The organism is Celeribacter naphthalenivorans (assembly GCF_020524585.1).
In the GTDB taxonomy this organism is placed as follows: domain Bacteria; phylum Pseudomonadota; class Alphaproteobacteria; order Rhodobacterales; family Rhodobacteraceae; genus Celeribacter; species Celeribacter naphthalenivorans.
In genome coordinates, this window is the sequence record NZ_JAIVLK010000001.1 from 81,566 (window position 1) to 98,273 (window position 16,708).

A 16,708-nucleotide genomic window follows, 5' to 3' on the forward strand; every position below is an offset into this window, starting at 1 on the left:
GCGGACGGACCGCACCCCTTTCAAAGCTCATAAATCCTGAAAAGTCGATCAGACTTTGAGGTTCGGGATGATCTGTTTCTTGCGGGACATGATGCCCGGCAGGACCACGGTGTCGCCCTCTACGGTGCAGCCAAAGGAGGCCTCTGCGATGGCTTTCACGGTGTCGTTGGGCACCAGAAGCGTGGCTTCCTCGTTGAGAATATCGACAACGAAAAGCAGCACTTCATGAGCGCCATCCTCGGAGGCCACGGCGGGCATGGAGGCCATCAGGCTGTCCTTGCGGTCGAGGATCATTTTCGGCGCGGTGGTTTCCAGCACGGAGACACGCAGGTCGGTGGAGCCAACGGTGTATTCCTTGGAGTCCATGCGGATCAACTCGGCATCCGAGAAGGCGGCCACATCGGATTTGGCTTCGAACATCTCAGAGGCGTATTGGCCCAGATTGATGTTCAGTTCGGAAGCCAGTTTCTCGGCCAGCGCCTTGTCCACGTCGGTGGTGGTCGGGCTGCGGAATTCCAGCGTGTCAGACAGGATGCAGGAGAGCATCGCGCCTTTGATGTTGTCGGGCATCTTGTCGGCGTCGTCGCCCATCAGGTCGTACATGATGGTCGCGGTGCAGGCGAGCGGACGGATGGTGATGTCGATCGGACCTTTGGTTTCCAGACCGCCAACCAGTTTGTGGTGGTCGATGATCGCGGTCACGTTGGCGTCGTTGATCGCGTCCGGCAGTTCGGCCGGGTTGTTGGTGTCGACGATGACGACGTCTTGGCCCTCTGCGACCTCGGAAATGATCTCCGGCTTGTCAAAGCCCCACTTCTCGACAACGAAAGCGGCCTCAGTGTTCGGCTCGCCGAGCAGAACGGCTTTGGCGTCAACGCCTTTGACTTCGTTAAGATACCAAGCCCAGATCAGCGGGGAGCCGGTGGAGTCGGTGTCGGGGGATTTGTGGCCGAAAACAAGCGTGGTCATATGTCTGTCCCATGGATTCCTGTGATTTCGCCCGCCTTATAGGCGGTGCGGCATGGCTTGTCACCTCCTGTGAACGCTCACAGGGAGGGGGTCTTTCGTCTTGGTTCCTCTGTGTGCCCACGCTATCACAGAGCCTATGACGAAACTCCGCGAAACCGACCTCTATCCCCCTGTCAAAGCGCATTTCGAAGCGCTGGGATATGAGGTGAAATCAGAGGTGCGGGACGCGGATGTTGTGGCGGTCAAAGACGGCGTGCCTGTCATCATCGAGCTGAAAACCGGCTTTACCCTCCAGCTCTTGCAACAAGGTGTGGCGCGCCAAGTTATGAGTGATCACGTCTACCTCGCCGTGCCCCGGTGGAAGGGCAAGGCGGGCTGGCGGATGTTCAAGGGAAATCTTGGGCTTTGTAAGCGGCTGGGGCTTGGGGTGATCTCGGTGAATGTGGCGGAGAGTTCGGTGCAGGTGCATCATGATCCCCGACCGTTCACGCCGCGCAAGAATAAGGCGAAGACGGAAAAGCTCTTGGCCGAATTCGCTCGGCGGGAAGGCGACCCCAATCTGGGCGGCTCAAAAGCCGGTGGCCGCGTGACCGCCTACCGTCAGGACGCGGAGAAATGCCGGGCGTATTTGTTGGAGCATGGGCCCTCTAAGGGGGCTGAGGTGGCACAGGCTACGGGGGTGAAGAATGCCACCCGGATGATGCGGGACAATCATTATGGGTGGTTTGAGAAGGTTGAGGTGGGGGTTTATGGGGTGGTTTTAGATGGTACAGCATATTGACGAGTGCAGGCTCTGTCGCCGCGAGGCTAAATTGCTCAAGAGTCATATTATGCCGCGGGGCGTATACAATAGGGTTCGAGATGCCGGAGCCACTAAGGAAAGTGATCTGGTAAAGGTTCAACCAGTAGATGGTACTTCCTTGCTGACCTCACGGCAGATCGTCCAGAGATTATTTTGCCGTGAGTGTGAGGATCTTTTCAAAGTTGGAGAAGATTATTTCTACTCTCTCGTTGATGCAAAGGAGAGTGAGAAGATCAGTCTCTGTCGACATGTCCAAGAAGAAGGGGGAGGAGCTGTCTCTGCCCAACAAGCTGCTGCGTTAGTCGATATAGAACAATTAGCTAGTTTTGCTTTGGGCATTTTCTGGCGCAGCAATGTCTCGACCGCTTACGATGTTAGGAGTTATATCGGCTCCATGGGGCGAAACTTTGAAGAGGAAGTCCGCAAATATCTTGTGTCAGAGGGGCCTTTCCCATCGAAGTGCTTGTTAATAGTTACCGTGTATGACGGAGTTCACGAGGGAGGGTTCTCTCCCTTTCTTTTCAGCACACCCGTTGCATCGCGAATAACATATGATGGTCAGAAGTTGTGGTCGCACAGTTTCTTTTGCTTGGGATTGGAGTTTACTGTTGTAAGGGGTGGTTATGAGGGGTTCTGGGGTAAGATTATTTATCCCCTGCCAAAGATTCCTATGGTTCTTTCATCAGAGCGGTTCTCGGAGTCGAAGGTTGCCGACAAAATTGTCGATTTTGTTCACAATACATCTGCTGTCGGCGTTCTTCAAAAAATGCTTCCTAGTGTGTAAGTGTTTAACTTTCCCGCCGCCCCGCAGCACAATTTTCCCAATCTCCCCTGTTGACTCACTCCCACCTCCTTCCTAACTATGCGTCGTTGTCACTCTCCTGAGGTGAGTGCTAACGATTGATTTACCCCCGCCCGACAGGGTGGATGAACTGGAAACTTTGAGCGAAGGAGCCTCGAAGATGGCATTCAAACCGCTGCACGACCGCGTTGTGGTCGAACGTGTTGAGAGCGAAGAAAAGACCGCCGGTGGTCTCATCATCCCCGATAGCGCAAAAGAAAAGCCCGCTGAAGGCAAAGTCGTTGCCGTGGGCGAAGGCGCTCGCAAAGACAGCGGCGAGCTGATCGCTCCCTCCGTCAAAGAAGGCGATGTCGTCCTCTTTGGCAAATGGTCCGGCACGGAAATCACCGTGGACGGCAAAGAGCTTCTCATCATGAAAGAGTCGGACATTCTCGGCATCATCGCCTAAGCGAGCCTGAGACATCTGACCCCCATCAACCCAATTTACGGAGTGAACAATGGCTAAAGAAGTCAAGTTTGACGTCGACGCACGCAACCGCATGCTCAAAGGCGTGAACGTCCTCGCCGATGCAGTGAAAGTGACCCTGGGGCCCAAAGGCCGCAACGTGGTTCTCGACAAATCCTTCGGCGCCCCGCGCATCACCAAAGACGGTGTGTCCGTGGCCAAAGAGATCGAGCTCGAAGACAAGTTCGAAAACATGGGCGCACAGATGGTGAAGGAAGTTGCTTCCCGCACCAACGACGAAGCTGGCGACGGCACCACCACCGCCACCGTTCTGGCCCAAGCCATCATCAAAGAAGGCCTCAAGCAGGTTGCTGCTGGTTTGAACCCGATGGACCTGAAGCGCGGCATCGACCTCGCGACCCTCAAAGTCGTCGAAGCGATCAAAGCGGCTGCCCGTCCGGTGAACGATTCCGCTGAAGTTGCACAAGTTGGCACCATCTCCGCCAACGGCGAAGCCGAAATCGGTCAGCAAATCGCAGACGCGATGCAGAAAGTCGGCAACGACGGCGTGATCACCGTCGAAGAGAACAAAGGCATGGAAACCGAGACCACCGTGGTCGAAGGCATGCAGTTCGACCGTGGCTACCTGTCCCCGTACTTCGTGACCAACCCGGACAAGATGCTCGCAGAACTCGATGACTGCATCGTGCTCCTGCACGAGAAGAAACTCTCCTCGTTGCAGCCGATGGTGCCGCTCCTCGAGCAGGTCATCCAGTCCCAAAAACCGCTCCTCATCATCGCTGAGGACGTGGAAGGCGAAGCGCTGGCGACCCTCGTGGTCAACAAACTGCGCGGCGGCCTGAAAATCGCAGCTGTCAAAGCACCGGGCTTCGGCGATCGCCGTAAAGCCATGCTGCAAGACATCGCGATCCTCACCGGCGGTCAGGTGATCTCCGAAGATCTCGGCATGAAGCTCGAAAATGTCACCATGGACATGCTCGGCTCCGCCAAGAAAATCACCATCTCCAAAGACGAAACCACCATCGTCGACGGCGCTGGCGAGAAGGCAGAGATCGAAGCACGCGTGGCTCAGATCCGCACCCAGATCGAAGAAACCACCTCTGACTACGACCGCGAGAAACTCCAAGAGCGCGTTGCCAAGCTCGCAGGCGGCGTGGCTGTCATCCGCGTTGGCGGCATGACCGAAGTGGAAGTGAAAGAGCGCAAAGACCGTGTGGACGATGCTCTGAACGCAACCCGCGCTGCTGTGCAAGAAGGCATCGTCGTGGGCGGCGGTGTGGCCCTCGTTCAGGCTGGCAAAGGCCTCGAAGGTCTCAAAGGCGACAACGCGGATCAAGATGCCGGTATCGCCATCGTGCGCCGCGCGATCGAAGCTCCGCTGCGTCAGATCGCTGAAAACGCTGGTGTCGACGGTGCTGTCGTGGCCGGTAAAGTCCGCGAATCCTCCGACCTGGCCTTTGGTTTCAACGCTCAAACCGAAGAATATGGCGACATGTTCAAATTCGGCGTGATCGACCCGGCCAAAGTGACCCGCACCGCTCTGGAAGACGCAGCCTCCATCGCAGGTCTGCTGATCACCACCGAAGCCATGGTTGCCGATAAACCGTCGAAAGACGGCGCTGGCGCCGGCATGCCCGACATGGGCGGCATGGGCGGCATGGGCGGCATGATGTAATCATCTCGAAAGAGATGTGATCAGCCACCTGGTTTGATTTTGAGGGTCGCCTGACAAGGCGGCCCTTTTTCGGTTCTGCGCCGCAAATTCATATGAAAGATGGGAAACCGCGACGCCAGCGGAGCATTTCGCTCAAAAAAAGACCGTAAGCCTCTATTTTACAAGGATGTGCAAAAAAGACGCATTTGTGTCTTGCTATCGTTTTTCTGCACCTGCACAATTTTTGGAAAGCATGTTGATGAGTGATGAAATGCACCTACGCGCCCTTTCCGCTGACGATGATATTGCGGTGTCCGTGCTTTTGGACACGACATTTGGCAATTCGGACATGTACCGTTTGGCGCAATGCCTGCGCGATGAGGATGCCGTCGCGATGGAGCGGGTCGCCTATGAAAACGATACGATCCTAGGCTACATTTGCTGCGCGCGCATGACCCTGCCTCAGGACTGGTGGGCCCTGTCCATTCTCGCTGTCTCGCCGATCTATCACAAACGCGGTATGGGCCGGGAATTGGTGGTGCGCGGTATGGAGCACGCACGACGCGAGGGTGCAAAGGCCGTGGTCGTCGTTGGAGACCCGAAATATTTTTCCCGCGTTGGCTTTTCCAAACTGGCGGCGAGCAATCTTGAGACGCCTTTTCTCAAGGAACACACCTCACTCTTTCCGATTGCGCCGGGCACGGGAATGAGTCGCAATGAACTTATCTATCCCACTGCATATGGCAAATTTGTTGACACGATCAGCGGGTGATGCGCGCGGTATTTGGGCATAAAACGTATCTTGCGTGTATGTTTACCCATTTTTAACGCGCCAAAGTTGTGTTTTCTCAACCTTCCCTTACGTCAGCATTGAGGGTTTCATAAGCATTTTCATATTCAACTATCGGTAGGGTGACATGCGGCGGTGACTTGGCGCGTTTGCATGTCGGAAACGGTGGTGGAGTTGCTCCGCGTCCCGATTGTTCGGGGCCGGCAGTATTTATGTGAATTGAGTATGAGAATTAGACATATTGAGCCGGGGGACGATCTTGCTGTGTCTGTCCTGCTGGACGGATATTTCCAAGGCTCGGGCATGTTTCACATGGTGCAGCAGCTGCGCCTGGATCAAGATATGGCGCTGGAATGCGTGGCCTGCAAAGGGGACGATCTTTTCGGCTATCTTGCCTTTTCAAAATTGAAATCGCCGGACAACTGGTGGAATCTCGCGATCGTTGCGGTGTCATCGGCGTGGCGTCAAAAGGATGCCGATGCCTACATGATCCGCAAGTCGCTTGAATTTGCACGTGAGCACGGGGCACAGGCTGTCGTCGTTGTCGGCGACCCGGCATTTTACACGCCTCTGGGCTTTGCTCCCATTGCGGGAGAAAACATCATTCTGCCGTTCGGGCGGGAAAGAACGCAAATCGCCTATCTCGAGGACACCGCGCCGCAAGAGTTGCGACGCGTTGTCTATCCCGATGCTGTGGGGCAGGCCGCCAAGGCCTCATAGGTGGGTTAAGCGGCGCCTGTGATCTTGTTCACATGGCCCATTTTGCGGCCCGCTTTGACCTCGGCCTTGCCGTAAAGATGGATCGCGACCGAGCCGTCTTTGGCGAACTCCGGGATGCGGTCAACATCGTCGCCAATCAGGTTCAGCATCTCGACATTGGAATGCCGTTTGCCATCGCCCAAGGGCCAGCCTGCGACGGCGCGGATGTGTTGCTCGAACTGGTCGATGACACAGCCGTTTTGGGTCCAATGGCCGGAATTGTGCACGCGGGGCGCGATCTCATTGACGATCAAACCAGCGGGTGTGACGAACAGCTCGACGCCCATAACGCCGACATACTCCAGCGCATTCAATATCTTGGCCGCCAGAAGAACCGCATCGGTGCGTTGCGCGGGCGTCAGGCGGGCAGGGACCGTCGTGGTGTGCAAAATGCCAGATTTGTGCACGTTTTCGCCGGGATCGAAACAGGAAATATCCCCCGCCTGACCGCGCGCGGCAATCACCGACACCTCATGCGAGAAATCGACAAAGCCTTCGAGAATGGCGGGTGCGCCGGCCATATCGGCCAGCGCTTGATCGGCCTCGGACAAGTCCATGATCCGGGCCTGGCCTTTGCCGTCATAGCCGAAACGACGGGTCTTGAGGATGGCAGGCGCGCCGATCTCCGACAAAGCCTCAGCGAGATCGACATCGTCGTCCACGGCGGCAAAAGGCGCCACTTGCAGGCCCAGATCAGAGAGGAAGTTCTTCTCCACCAGACGATCCTGCGAGACGGCCAACGCCTTGCGGTTCGGGCGGATCGGCACGAGAGATTCGATCAGATCAAGCGCCGAGGTCGGCACGTTTTCGAACTCATAGGTCACCACATCGACGCTCTCGGCAAAGGCCCGCAGAGCGGCTTCGTCCTCATAGGGCGCGGTGGTCACTGTGTCGGCGACATGCCCGGCGGGCGGATTGGCGCCCGGCTCAAAGATATGCGTCTTGAACCCGAGGCGAGAGGCCGCAACCGAGAGCATCCGGCCAAGCTGACCGCCGCCGAGGATGCCGATGGTTGCATTGGGGGCGAGGGTCTGTACGTCAGTCATGGCGTCACTCATCAATCGGTTCGTCAGGGATAGAGGCGGAGAGGGCCTCGCGCCAGGCATCGAGGCGGTCGGCCAGTGCCGGGTCATTGATCGCCAGAATGCCTGCAGCCATCAGGCCCGCATTAGCGGCCCCTGCCTCACCGATGGCCATGGTGGCGACCGGGAAGCCTTTCGGCATCTGAAGGATCGAATAGAGGCTGTCGACGCCCGAAAGTGCACGGGTCTGCACCGGCACGCCGATCACCGGCACGCGGGTCTTGGACGCCATCATGCCCGGCAAATGCGCCGCACCACCGGCGCCCGCGATAATCACTTTGAGGCCACGTCCGACGGCCTCTTTGCCATAGGTCCAAAGACGATCCGGCGTGCGGTGGGCGGAGACGATTTTCGTCTCGTAAGCCACGCCCAATTCGTCCAGAATCTCCGCTGCGCGTTTCATGGTGGGCCAATCCGACTGGCTGCCCATGATGATGCCGACTTCGACGCTCATATGGCTGATCTCCTGGGAAAGTGTCGCTTTCCCGCCTTATAGCCGATGCGCGGCGTGACGCAACGTTTAGGCGTGGCTTTACGCAATGATGTCGGGGGTGATTTGATCTTCGAGCAGGGCGATCCGGTCCTTGAGCGCCAGCTTTTGCTTTTTCATGCGCTGAAGCCGCAGGGCATCGAGGTGCCCGGTTTCCTGCATCGCATCAATGGCCGCATCGAGATCGCGGTGTTCGCGTTTGAGCATTTCGAGTTTGACCCGAAGCACATCCAGATGATCCATACGGTTGGACACGTTCATCGCGTTGTCTCTGTCATTGTTTGCAATGGCCCTGACAGACTCAGGCGCATTCGCGCGGCCCGGCAGGTGCCCTGAGCTTAGCCGCAAAGTTTAAAAACTCAAAGCGTTCTGAACGCTCTCGTTTGGCACGAACGTAAGGGCACTTGAACCAAGAGTGTCTGTTGCCCATATCTTAGAGGAAGGGTTGCCGGGTTCGGGACCCGCAAGACACAACACAGTCGCTTCGAAAAGGACGTGTAGATGACGAAAGTGAGTTTTGGTGCCCATCCTTTCCTTCTGGGGTTCGATCAGTTGGAACGTCTGGTGGAGCGCACGGCGAAGACCGACGCCGGGGGCTATCCGCCCTATAACATTGAACAATCCGCAGCGAACGAATACCGCATCACGCTGGCCGTCGCGGGGTTTTCCGAAGGCGATCTGGCGATCACGCTCGAAGACCGTCAACTGGTCGTGCGCGGGCGGATGCCGGAGGAGACGGGCGAGCGCGTCTTTCTTCACCGTGGCATTGCCGGGCGACAGTTCCAGCGCTCTTTCGTGCTGGCCGACGGGGTCGAAGTATGCGGCGCGTCGATGGAAAACGGGTTGTTGCACATCGAATTGACCCGCGCGGAACCGGAATCCGTCGTGCAAACCATCCAGATCAGGAAAGGATAAGACATGAACGCGCGCTATCCGAATTTGCCGTTTGGAGAAGAGACCCACGAGGTCAAAATCGCCTATGTGCGCCCCGTCGCCGTCTCTGAGCTGCCCGAAGAGGTGCAGGATCAGGTCGAGGGGCTCGATCACATCTATTCCGTCAATGACGCGGAGGGCACGCGGTTGGCTTTGGTGGCCAACCTGCCTTTGGCTTTTGCGATTGCCCGCGAACATGATTTCGCGCCGGTGAACGTGCACTGACGTGAAGCCGTAGCAAAGACGTTAAAGAGATGCCCTCGTTCTTGATAGAGCGAGGGCATCGGCGTATCGAGGGAGGGAAAACTGTGCCTCGGAAAGCGCCATGAAAGATTTTGTTGTCTCGCTGACGACCATTCCACCGCGGTTCTCGGATTTGATGCCGACATTTTTGTCGCTGAAGGCTCAGAAACGCGTGAATATTCGTGAAATTCGCCTCGATCTGCCAAAGACATATCGGCGTTTCGAGTTTGACCCGGCAACCGATTTGCCGGATTTGCCCGATTGGGTGACGCTCTATCTGCATGATTTCGACTATGGGCCTGCAACGAAAATCCTCCCCTCGGCACAGGCCTATGCGGGGCAGGATGTCTTGTTGTTCTTTTGCGACGACGATCATCGATATGAGCCGCATTTGCTCTATAAGCTCGGCAAAGCTGCAGAAGCCCATCCGAACGATGTGATCGCCAACATGGGCTACAATCTCAATGAGCGGTTGGTGAACCCCTGTTATGCCTTCCCGCGCAGGTTTCAGCCGCGTGCGATGCGCCGTCCGAAAGACTGGCGCTACCGGCTTTGGCGATTGAGCACGGGGCTGCGCAAGAAACAGGAATTTATTGGTACGCCGGGTTACATGGACTTGGCAGAGGGCTATGGCGGCATTCTGGCGCGCCCGTCTTTTTTCACGCCGGACATGTATGACATCCCTGAGATTCTCTGGACGGTGGACGACCCTTGGTTGTCGGGGCATTTTACCAAGAACGGTCACGGCATCTGGCGCAGCGCCGAGCCCCTGCGGCACGCGCACAATGTGGGGGCCGAGGCGCTTGCCGATTTCGTCTACCAAGGGCATGGGCGCGCGGAAGCGGACACTGCTTGTATCGAATATTTCCGACGCGAATATGGGATTTGGGGCGGGGACGATCCGGCGACACGGTTCGAACGCGACCTGAGCGTACCGAGACGCTGGAACGGTTCAGCCGATTGACCTCTGTTGAGGGCTAAACTCAGGTTATAGACCGGCGTTTTCGGCCTGAAACGCATTTGCGTTGCGGCATGTCCGGGTCTAGCTTTCTCGTATTGATCCCGCGACGACCGGCGCATGGCATGAGGCCTGACCGGACGCCCACGAGCCATACAGCCAGAAAGCGAGCGATGATGAAACCTTCGGTGAAAATGTCCCAATCCTACAGCGGGCTGCAAAAGCTCTTGCACTGGGCGGTGGTGCTGACCTTTGCCTTTAATTATGTGGTCTCCGACGGCATGGGCCGGGCGCTGCGCACATTCCTTGAAACCGGGGTGAACGACACTCTGACCGCCAAACTTCACGTTATCGTCGGTGTCGCGACGCTGGTTTTGATGATCCTGCGCCTTCTGGTGCGGTTGATCCAGGGCGCGCCCGCACTGCCGCCTGCGCCACATCCGCTGATGGAAAAAGCCGCACATGGGGTGCATTGGCTGCTCTATGCCGCGATGATCGCGACGCCTGCGGCGGGGGGCGCGGCTTGGTTTCTGGGGCTTCATGAGGCGGGCGACATTCACGAGGCTCTGGTGAACCTGACGCTTTTGCTGATCATCGCCCATGTCGCGGCGGCTCTGTTTCACCACTTTATTCTCAAGGATCAACTCTTGAAACGTATGGCGCCACACTGAAAGCCGGAACGGAAAGCCGGGCGCCAAAACGAGAAAGCCCCGACAGTGTCGGGGCTTTCTTTATGTCTGCGTGTCGCGCGCCTTAGTGTGCGGCGATCAGGCCCATGCTTTCGAGTTTGAGAATGACCTGATGGGCGCAGTTGTCCACTTCGGTGTTCTCGGTCTCGATCCGCAGTTCCGGATTCTCAGGCACATCGTAAGGATCGGAGATGCCGGTGAATTCCTTGATCTTGCCTTCGCGCGCGAGCTTATAAAGCCCTTTGCGGTCGCGTTTTTCGCATTCCTCGATGGAGGTGGCGACGTGCACTTCGACAAAGGCGCCAAAGCTTTCGATGTCTTCACGCACGGCACGACGGGTGGTCGCATAGGGCGCGATCGGCGCACAGATGGCGATGCCGCCGTTTTTCGTGATCTCGGAGGCCACGTAACCGATGCGGCGGATGTTGAGATCGCGGTGCTCTTTCGAAAAGCCCAGCTCGGAGGACAGGTTTTTGCGCACGATGTCGCCATCGAGCAAAGTCACGGGACGGCCGCCCATCTCCATCAGCTTGACCATCAAAGCGTTCGCAATGGTGGATTTGCCGGAGCCGGAGAAGCCGGTGAAGAACACGGTAAAGCCCTGTTTCGAGCGTGGCGGCTTGGTCTTGCGCAGCTCTTTCACCACCTCGGGGAAGGAGAACCATTCCGGGATCTCAAGCCCCTCGGCCAGACGGCGACGCAGCTCGGTGCCGGAGATGTTGAGGATGGTGATTTTATCCTTGTCCTCGATCTCGTCGATGGCCTCGTATTGTGCACGTTCCTGGACCCAAACCATGTGTTTGAAGTCCACCATTTCGATGCCCATTTCGTCTTGGTGCTGGCGGAACAGCTCCTGCGCATCATAGGGGCCGTAGAAATCTTCGCCCTTGGAGTTGGAGCCCGGACCGGCGTGGTCGCGGCCCACGATGAAATGGGTGCAGCCGTAGTTTTTGCGGATCAGACCGTGCCACACGGCCTCACGCGGGCCAGCCATCCGCATGGCGAGCGGCAGGAGCGACATGGTGGTCGTGGACTGCGGGTATTTGTCGAGCACGGCCTCGTAGCAGCGCACGCGGGTGAAGTGGTCCACATCGCCCGGTTTGGTCATGCCGACGACCGGATGGATCAAAAGGTTGGCCTGTGCTTCTTTCGCGGCGCGGAAGGTCAGTTCCTGGTGCGCGCGGTGCAGCGGGTTGCGGGTCTGGAAGGCCACGACGCGGCGCCAGCCCAGCTTGCGGAAATAGGCGCGCAGCTCATTGGGCGTGTCGCGACGGGCGCGGAAATCGTAGTGTACCGGCTGTTGGATGCCGGTGATCGGGCCGCCGAGGTAGACCTTGCCTGCGGTGTTGTGCAGGTAGTTCACAGCCGGATGCTTGTCATCGTCGGCGCCGAAGACTTTTTCAGCCTCGAGAGATTTGTTCGGCACCCAATTGTCGGTGACGGTCATGGTGGCGAGGATCACGCCTTCCTGGTCGCGCAGAGCGATGTCCTGGCCCTCTTTGAGGGAGGCGGCAAACTCTTCGGAGACGTCGAGCGTGATCGGCATTGGCCAGAGCGAGCCGTCGGCGAGGCGCATCTCATTGACGACGCCATTGTAATCGGCCTCGGACAGGAAGCCTTTGAGAGGGTTGAACCCACCATTCATCAGCAATTCGAGATCGCAAATCTGACGCGGGGAGAGGTCCCAGCTCACGAGGTCCGCCGCCTCGACCTTGAGTTTCTGGGCGCTTTCGTAGGAGACGTAAAGCTCGGGGATCGGGGCTAGATTTTCGGCCATGCAAATCGCCTTTTTGTGGCTGGAACGGTTCAACGGTGTAATCACGATGCTGCAAGGCGGCATCGCACTTACGCCGGAGTAGCCTTTTTTCGCAGGCCAATTCAACACTGGTGGCGCTGACGGAACAAAAATGAGGCCCGCGGGCCTCACTTTTTAAGCTATCAAGAACTCTGTTCGTCCAATCGTGACAAAACCGGTCCTTTGTTTCGCTTTATGGGCTTATTCTTGAGCAGCCAGCCAATGTTCCGCGTCCAAAGCCGCCATACAGCCCATGCCCGCCGAGGTCACCGCCTGACGATATTTGTGATCCGTCAGATCGCCCGCGGCGAAAATGCCGGGGATGGAGGTCTCGGTGGTGCCGGGGTTGACTTTGACGTAGCCGCCGTGGTGCATCTCGACCTTGTCTTTCACCAACTCGGTCGCCGGCGCGTGGCCGATGGCGATGAACACGCCTTTGGCGGCAATATCGGTGATCTCGCCGGTCTTGACGTTTTTCACCTTCACGCCATTCACGCCCTTCAACGGTGCCTCGTCACCGTAGACCTCGACCAATTCGCTGTCCCAGAGCGGGTGGATTTTCTCGTTCTTCATCAGGCGGTCGATCAGGATCTTCTCGGCGCGCAACTCGTCGCGGCGGTGGATCAGCGTCACTTTCGAGGCAAAGTTGGTCAGGAACAAAGCTTCCTCGACCGCGGTGTTGCCGCCGCCGACCACAACGATTTCCATGTTGCGATAGAAGAACCCGTCACAGGTCGCACAGGCCGACACGCCATAGCCCTTAAAGGCTTCCTCGGTCGGCAGGTTCAGCCATTTCGCCCGCGCACCCGTGGCGAGGATCACCGCATCGGCCGTGTAGATCGTGCCGCTGTCGCCTTTGGCCACAAAGGGACGGCTGTCGGTGTCCAACTCGACGATCAGGTCCGAGATGATCTCGGTGCCCATCGCGCGGGCGTGCTCTTCCATCTTCACCATCAACTCGGGGCCCTGCACCTCGGTGAAGCCCGGAAAGTTCTCGACCTCGGTCGTGGTGGTCAATTGTCCGCCCGGCTCCATGCCCTGCACGAGGATCGGAGACAGCATCGCGCGCGCCGCATAGACGCCCGCCGTGTAGCCCGCAGGACCTGAGCCGATGATCAGAACTTTGGTGTGTTTCGTGTCCGCCATGATCCGGGACCCTTTTCATGTTGTCTTTTATGTCGGCACCGATATAGACACGCGGCTCGCGCTTATCAAACCCCCCTGTGCCGCACAGCGGTGGTGAAAAAATGAGCGCGGATTGGCGTAGGGCGCGTGACCCGTGCGAAATGCTCTTGAAACTTTCTTGCCAAAATGAGAAAGAATGTTGCGCGCAGAGACCGCTTTGCGCATTTGTTGGAATTTACGCCGTTTCGGCCAAGGCTTCGGGAAAACAGATGCCCTCTCATAAACTCGACGAGATCGATCGCAAAATTTTGGCCGAATTGCAGGCAGACGGTCGCATGACCAACGTGGAGCTGGCGAAACGCGTCGGCATTTCCGCGCCGCCCTGTTTGCGTAGGGTGCGCACCTTGGAAGAGAGCGGCTATATCAAGGGTTATCACGCCGTGGTCGATGCCCGTGCGCTGAACTTTGAAGTGCAGGTCTTCGCCATGGTCGGTCTGCAAAGTCAGGCCGAGGTCGATCTGTCGAAATTCGAAGCGAAATGTCAGGAATGGCCGCTTGTGCGCGAATGCCACATGCTGAACGGCGAGGTGGATTTCATCCTCAAATGCGTGGCGCCGGACCTCTCGACCTTCCAAAGCTTTCTGACCGGCGAGTTGCTGTCGACGGAAAATGTCGCGAGTGTGAAGACCTCGCTGGTCATCCGTTGTGCGAAAGATGAGCCGGGCGTGCCCTTCGAGGTGCTCGAAGCGCGGCTGGCGCAAAACGCCTGAACTGAGTGTTTTAAAACATTGCTCAAATATAAAAACGGCCCGCCTTCTGGGCCGTTTTTCGTGAATGACCGACGGAGGGACAGCTCATCGGTCGGCTGAACAGGTTAGCGGAATGTCAGTTCCAGCATATCCGTGGGCGTCAGGCGCAGCTGCGCCATCGCACCGAAATCGCCCAGAGTTTCGAGATGTGGGAACATCTCCATGAACCGCCCACGCAGGTCGCCCTGCAACTGACCGGCGGCGGCGGTGCCCGGGTGATAGCTCTCAAGTTCGACACCGTTGACGCGCAGGAGGCTGTGGCGGGCCAGACCGATGTGATAGCTGCGCACAGACGAAATCGGCGTGACCTCGATCACGGACATGCCATCGACGAGGCTTGGCACCGGGGCCATGGCCTGAGAGGTGCCATAGGTGGATTTCAACGCATCCGCCCGCAGCAAAGATCGCGCACCGGCCCCAAGCATCAGATCGGGGGCAGGGCGGCCCAGCCCGAAGGCATCCGCCATGATCCGATAGAGCCGCTCGGGCTTGGCCTCCGGGCTGCGCGTGCCTTTCGGGTCCAACATCATCGCGCCGATCCACTCGACACATTGCACGCCATTGTCCACGGTTTCGATCAGATCGCCCGGCAACAAATCTTCAATGGCAATAGGCCCTTGCTGCGTCGGGATCAGCGCGCCACGGGCAAAGGCGTTGAACGCCGCCTCAAAGAGCGGCAGGGCCGGGGCGCTCAGCGTGTCGTCGCGAATGTCGCCATTGGGCGCGCGCCAGAGGATTTCATAGCGGCGCAGCGCGTGTTGCGGACGTTCGTCAAGTTGATCCTGAGGGCGCGCCCGGCGCACGGTCCATGCCGTTTGAACGGAGGGGCTGGGCTGAAGATAGCCTTGCGCTGTTCGGGGCAGGCCTGCAGCGGCGTTGTTGACGTGCGCGTGCGGGCCGGAAAGGGGCTGCGACATGGAAAAGCCTCGTGACTGTGTCGGCCCCCACCGAAAAACAGTGGATCTTTGATCACAGGAAACGAGGTGGATTGTCAAAAATTTTATCGAATTACGGTTAAGAGCGGAACCAGTCGACCTGTCCGCTCATTCTTTGTTTCCGGCCTGCGGCGGAATGTGCCGCTATTGTGGCGCTCTCACGTCACGAAGCCTACCGGCGTCGAATCGTTCAGGCGGAGGCGCGCAGTTGGAATTTGGCGGCCGGGGCAGATTTCTTGGCGATGAAGGCGGCGCGACGGGCGCCACGGCTCCAAGGCATCTCGACCTCGGTCTTTTTCGCTTCAGCGATCATGGATGTCATCCAACGGCGGTTTTTCATGCTGGCTTTCATGGCGCGGCTCTCACATTTCCTGCACTGTTTCGGTGCCTGTTTCTGACTTGAGAACAATATGCTCCGGGCCTTCGGCGAAAATGCGGCGACTGGGGTGAAAAATCGACGGGGGACGCGTCCGATGTCCTAGGGGGCTTTAGGGAGGGCGCTCGGGTAGATTAACCTTAAGAAAATTAAGGTTAATTCCTGTTGTCGAAAAACAATGGTACGCAAGTCGCGGGATTGTTTCTGGCGAAAATGGGGCAGGGTTGCGCCGCATTCCTGCCCAAAACAGTACGTGCTGCAAACAGGCCTCAGAGGCGGATCAGAGAAATGAGTCGCCCGTAATCGGCCTCTTTGCGATGCACCGAACGGCGGTAGGAATAGAACCGCTCCGGGTCGGAATAGGTGCAATGCCGGGTCCATTCGGCCTGACCGACGCCCGCCTGACGCAAGCGGTGCAACCCGTAAGCCGGGAGGTCGAACTGATAGCGATCCCCCTCGCCAATGGCAAAGAATCGAGCGTTGTCGGGCGTATCCGCGATGAAATCCTCAAGGAATTCAGGACCCACCTCATAGGCGCGTTGCGAAATCGACGGGCCGATGATGGCGGTGATATCCGCGCGATGAGCGCCCAAGGCCTCCATCTCGTCAATCGTGGCCTCCAGAATCCCGCCAATCGCGCCTTTCCACCCGGCGTGCGCCGCGCCGATGACGCCGGCTTTCGGATCGGCGAAGAGCACTGGCTGGCAATCGGCGGTCAGAATCACAAGCGCCAGCCCCGGCTGATCGGTCACCAGCGCATCGCATTTCGGGGCCGGGCCGTCTTGCGGTCCGGTGACACGCGCGACCTCGGCGGAATGCACCTGATGTGCGGCGCAGAGATCGTTGTAGCTCAGCCCGAGCGCGCTTGCGGCCCGGCTGCGGTTGATCTTGACGATGTCGGCCTGGTCCGTCGATCCCAGCCCACAGTTGAGCCCGCCAAACACCCCCGACGAGGCGCCGCCCTTGCGGGTGAAGAACCCGTGCTGAATGCCGCGCAACGCGTCAGAGGTGATGATTTCGAGGTTCATATG

General features: G+C 58.1%; 20 protein-coding genes. 11 read left to right on the top strand and 9 right to left on the bottom strand.

What is annotated here, in order from left to right; translation table 11 throughout:
* Positions 1-48: 48 nt before the first annotated feature.
* Positions 49-969, bottom strand: coding sequence for a manganese-dependent inorganic pyrophosphatase (locus tag LC094_RS00370; RefSeq protein ID WP_226548991.1), 921 nt, complete (start codon positions 967-969; stop codon positions 49-51).
* Between the two features lie 136 nt (positions 970-1,105).
* Here LC094_RS00370 and LC094_RS00375 point away from each other — a divergent pair, with 136 nt between their 5' ends.
* From LC094_RS00375 to LC094_RS00400, 6 genes are all read left to right on the top strand, one after another.
* Positions 1,106-1,750: a DUF2161 domain-containing phosphodiesterase gene (locus LC094_RS00375; RefSeq protein WP_226548993.1), complete on the top strand. Its 645-nt coding sequence runs from the start codon at positions 1,106-1,108 to the stop codon at positions 1,748-1,750.
* Positions 1,734-2,555, top strand: a complete 822-nt coding sequence (locus tag LC094_RS00380; protein WP_226548995.1) for a hypothetical protein — start codon at positions 1,734-1,736, stop codon at positions 2,553-2,555. Before LC094_RS00375 ends, LC094_RS00380 begins: the two co-directional genes overlap by 17 nt.
* A gap of 178 nt (positions 2,556-2,733) precedes the next feature.
* Positions 2,734-3,021, top strand: a complete 288-nt coding sequence (groES, locus tag LC094_RS00385) for a co-chaperone GroES (RefSeq protein ID WP_226548997.1) — start codon at positions 2,734-2,736, stop codon at positions 3,019-3,021.
* 49 nt (positions 3,022-3,070) lie between these two features.
* Positions 3,071-4,714: a chaperonin GroEL gene (gene groL, locus LC094_RS00390; RefSeq protein ID WP_226549000.1), complete on the top strand. Its 1,644-nt coding sequence runs from the start codon at positions 3,071-3,073 to the stop codon at positions 4,712-4,714.
* Positions 4,715-4,952: 238 nt separating this feature from the next.
* Positions 4,953-5,465, top strand: coding sequence for a GNAT family N-acetyltransferase (locus LC094_RS00395; RefSeq protein WP_226549001.1), 513 nt, complete (start codon positions 4,953-4,955; stop codon positions 5,463-5,465).
* 171 nt (positions 5,466-5,636) lie between these two features.
* Positions 5,637-6,203: a GNAT family N-acetyltransferase gene (locus tag LC094_RS00400; RefSeq protein WP_226549003.1), complete on the top strand. Its 567-nt coding sequence runs from the start codon at positions 5,637-5,639 to the stop codon at positions 6,201-6,203.
* Positions 6,204-6,208: 5 nt separating this feature from the next.
* Here LC094_RS00400 and LC094_RS00405 read toward each other — a convergent pair whose 3' ends face one another.
* The 3 genes from LC094_RS00405 to LC094_RS00415 form a co-directional block, all read right to left on the bottom strand.
* Complete coding sequence (locus tag LC094_RS00405) at positions 6,209-7,288, bottom strand: 5-(carboxyamino)imidazole ribonucleotide synthase (RefSeq protein ID WP_226549005.1); 1,080 nt, start codon at positions 7,286-7,288, stop codon at positions 6,209-6,211.
* 4 nt (positions 7,289-7,292) lie between these two features.
* Positions 7,293-7,778: a 5-(carboxyamino)imidazole ribonucleotide mutase gene (gene purE / locus LC094_RS00410; RefSeq protein WP_226549007.1), complete on the bottom strand. Its 486-nt coding sequence runs from the start codon at positions 7,776-7,778 to the stop codon at positions 7,293-7,295.
* A 78-nt stretch (positions 7,779-7,856) separates the two neighbouring features.
* Positions 7,857-8,075: a YdcH family protein gene (locus LC094_RS00415; RefSeq protein ID WP_167599728.1), complete on the bottom strand. Its 219-nt coding sequence runs from the start codon at positions 8,073-8,075 to the stop codon at positions 7,857-7,859.
* A gap of 240 nt (positions 8,076-8,315) precedes the next feature.
* Between LC094_RS00415 and LC094_RS00420 the strand changes: the two genes are divergently transcribed.
* From LC094_RS00420 to LC094_RS00435, 4 genes are all read left to right on the top strand, one after another.
* Positions 8,316-8,729, top strand: coding sequence for an Hsp20 family protein (locus tag LC094_RS00420; protein WP_226549009.1), 414 nt, complete (start codon positions 8,316-8,318; stop codon positions 8,727-8,729).
* 3 nt (positions 8,730-8,732) lie between these two features.
* Positions 8,733-8,972, top strand: a complete 240-nt coding sequence (locus LC094_RS00425) for a DUF1150 family protein (RefSeq protein ID WP_226549011.1) — start codon at positions 8,733-8,735, stop codon at positions 8,970-8,972.
* 100 nt (positions 8,973-9,072) lie between these two features.
* Positions 9,073-9,954 carry a glycosyltransferase family 2 protein gene (locus LC094_RS00430; RefSeq protein WP_226549014.1) on the top strand — a complete coding sequence of 294 codons (882 nt, stop codon included), beginning with the start codon at positions 9,073-9,075 and terminating at the stop codon, positions 9,952-9,954.
* 167 nt (positions 9,955-10,121) lie between these two features.
* Entirely contained in the window at positions 10,122-10,619 is a 498-nt protein-coding gene (locus LC094_RS00435) for a cytochrome b (RefSeq protein WP_226549016.1), read from the top strand.
* Between the two features lie 82 nt (positions 10,620-10,701).
* Here LC094_RS00435 and LC094_RS00440 read toward each other — a convergent pair whose 3' ends face one another.
* Positions 10,702-12,414, bottom strand: a complete 1,713-nt coding sequence (locus LC094_RS00440; protein WP_226549018.1) for a bifunctional sulfate adenylyltransferase/adenylylsulfate kinase — start codon at positions 12,412-12,414, stop codon at positions 10,702-10,704.
* A gap of 219 nt (positions 12,415-12,633) precedes the next feature.
* Positions 12,634-13,578, bottom strand: a complete 945-nt coding sequence (trxB, locus tag LC094_RS00445) for a thioredoxin-disulfide reductase (RefSeq protein ID WP_226549020.1) — start codon at positions 13,576-13,578, stop codon at positions 12,634-12,636.
* A gap of 248 nt (positions 13,579-13,826) precedes the next feature.
* Between trxB and LC094_RS00450 the strand changes: the two genes are divergently transcribed.
* Positions 13,827-14,327 (top strand): Lrp/AsnC family transcriptional regulator, encoded by a 501-nt coding sequence (locus LC094_RS00450; RefSeq protein WP_226549022.1) that lies wholly within the window; start codon positions 13,827-13,829, stop codon positions 14,325-14,327.
* Positions 14,328-14,431: 104 nt separating this feature from the next.
* Here LC094_RS00450 and LC094_RS00455 read toward each other — a convergent pair whose 3' ends face one another.
* The 3 genes from LC094_RS00455 to pgeF form a co-directional block, all read right to left on the bottom strand.
* Positions 14,432-15,283 carry a Hint domain-containing protein gene (locus LC094_RS00455; protein ID WP_226549023.1) on the bottom strand — a complete coding sequence of 284 codons (852 nt, stop codon included), beginning with the start codon at positions 15,281-15,283 and terminating at the stop codon, positions 14,432-14,434.
* A 208-nt stretch (positions 15,284-15,491) separates the two neighbouring features.
* The gene (locus LC094_RS00460) at positions 15,492-15,653 is read right to left on the bottom strand and encodes a hypothetical protein (RefSeq protein ID WP_226549025.1); all 162 of its coding nucleotides are present in this window, start codon (positions 15,651-15,653) and stop codon (positions 15,492-15,494) included.
* Between the two features lie 293 nt (positions 15,654-15,946).
* Entirely contained in the window at positions 15,947-16,705 is a 759-nt protein-coding gene (gene pgeF / locus LC094_RS00465) for a peptidoglycan editing factor PgeF (RefSeq protein WP_226549027.1), read from the bottom strand.
* Positions 16,706-16,708: the final 3 nt, after the last annotated feature.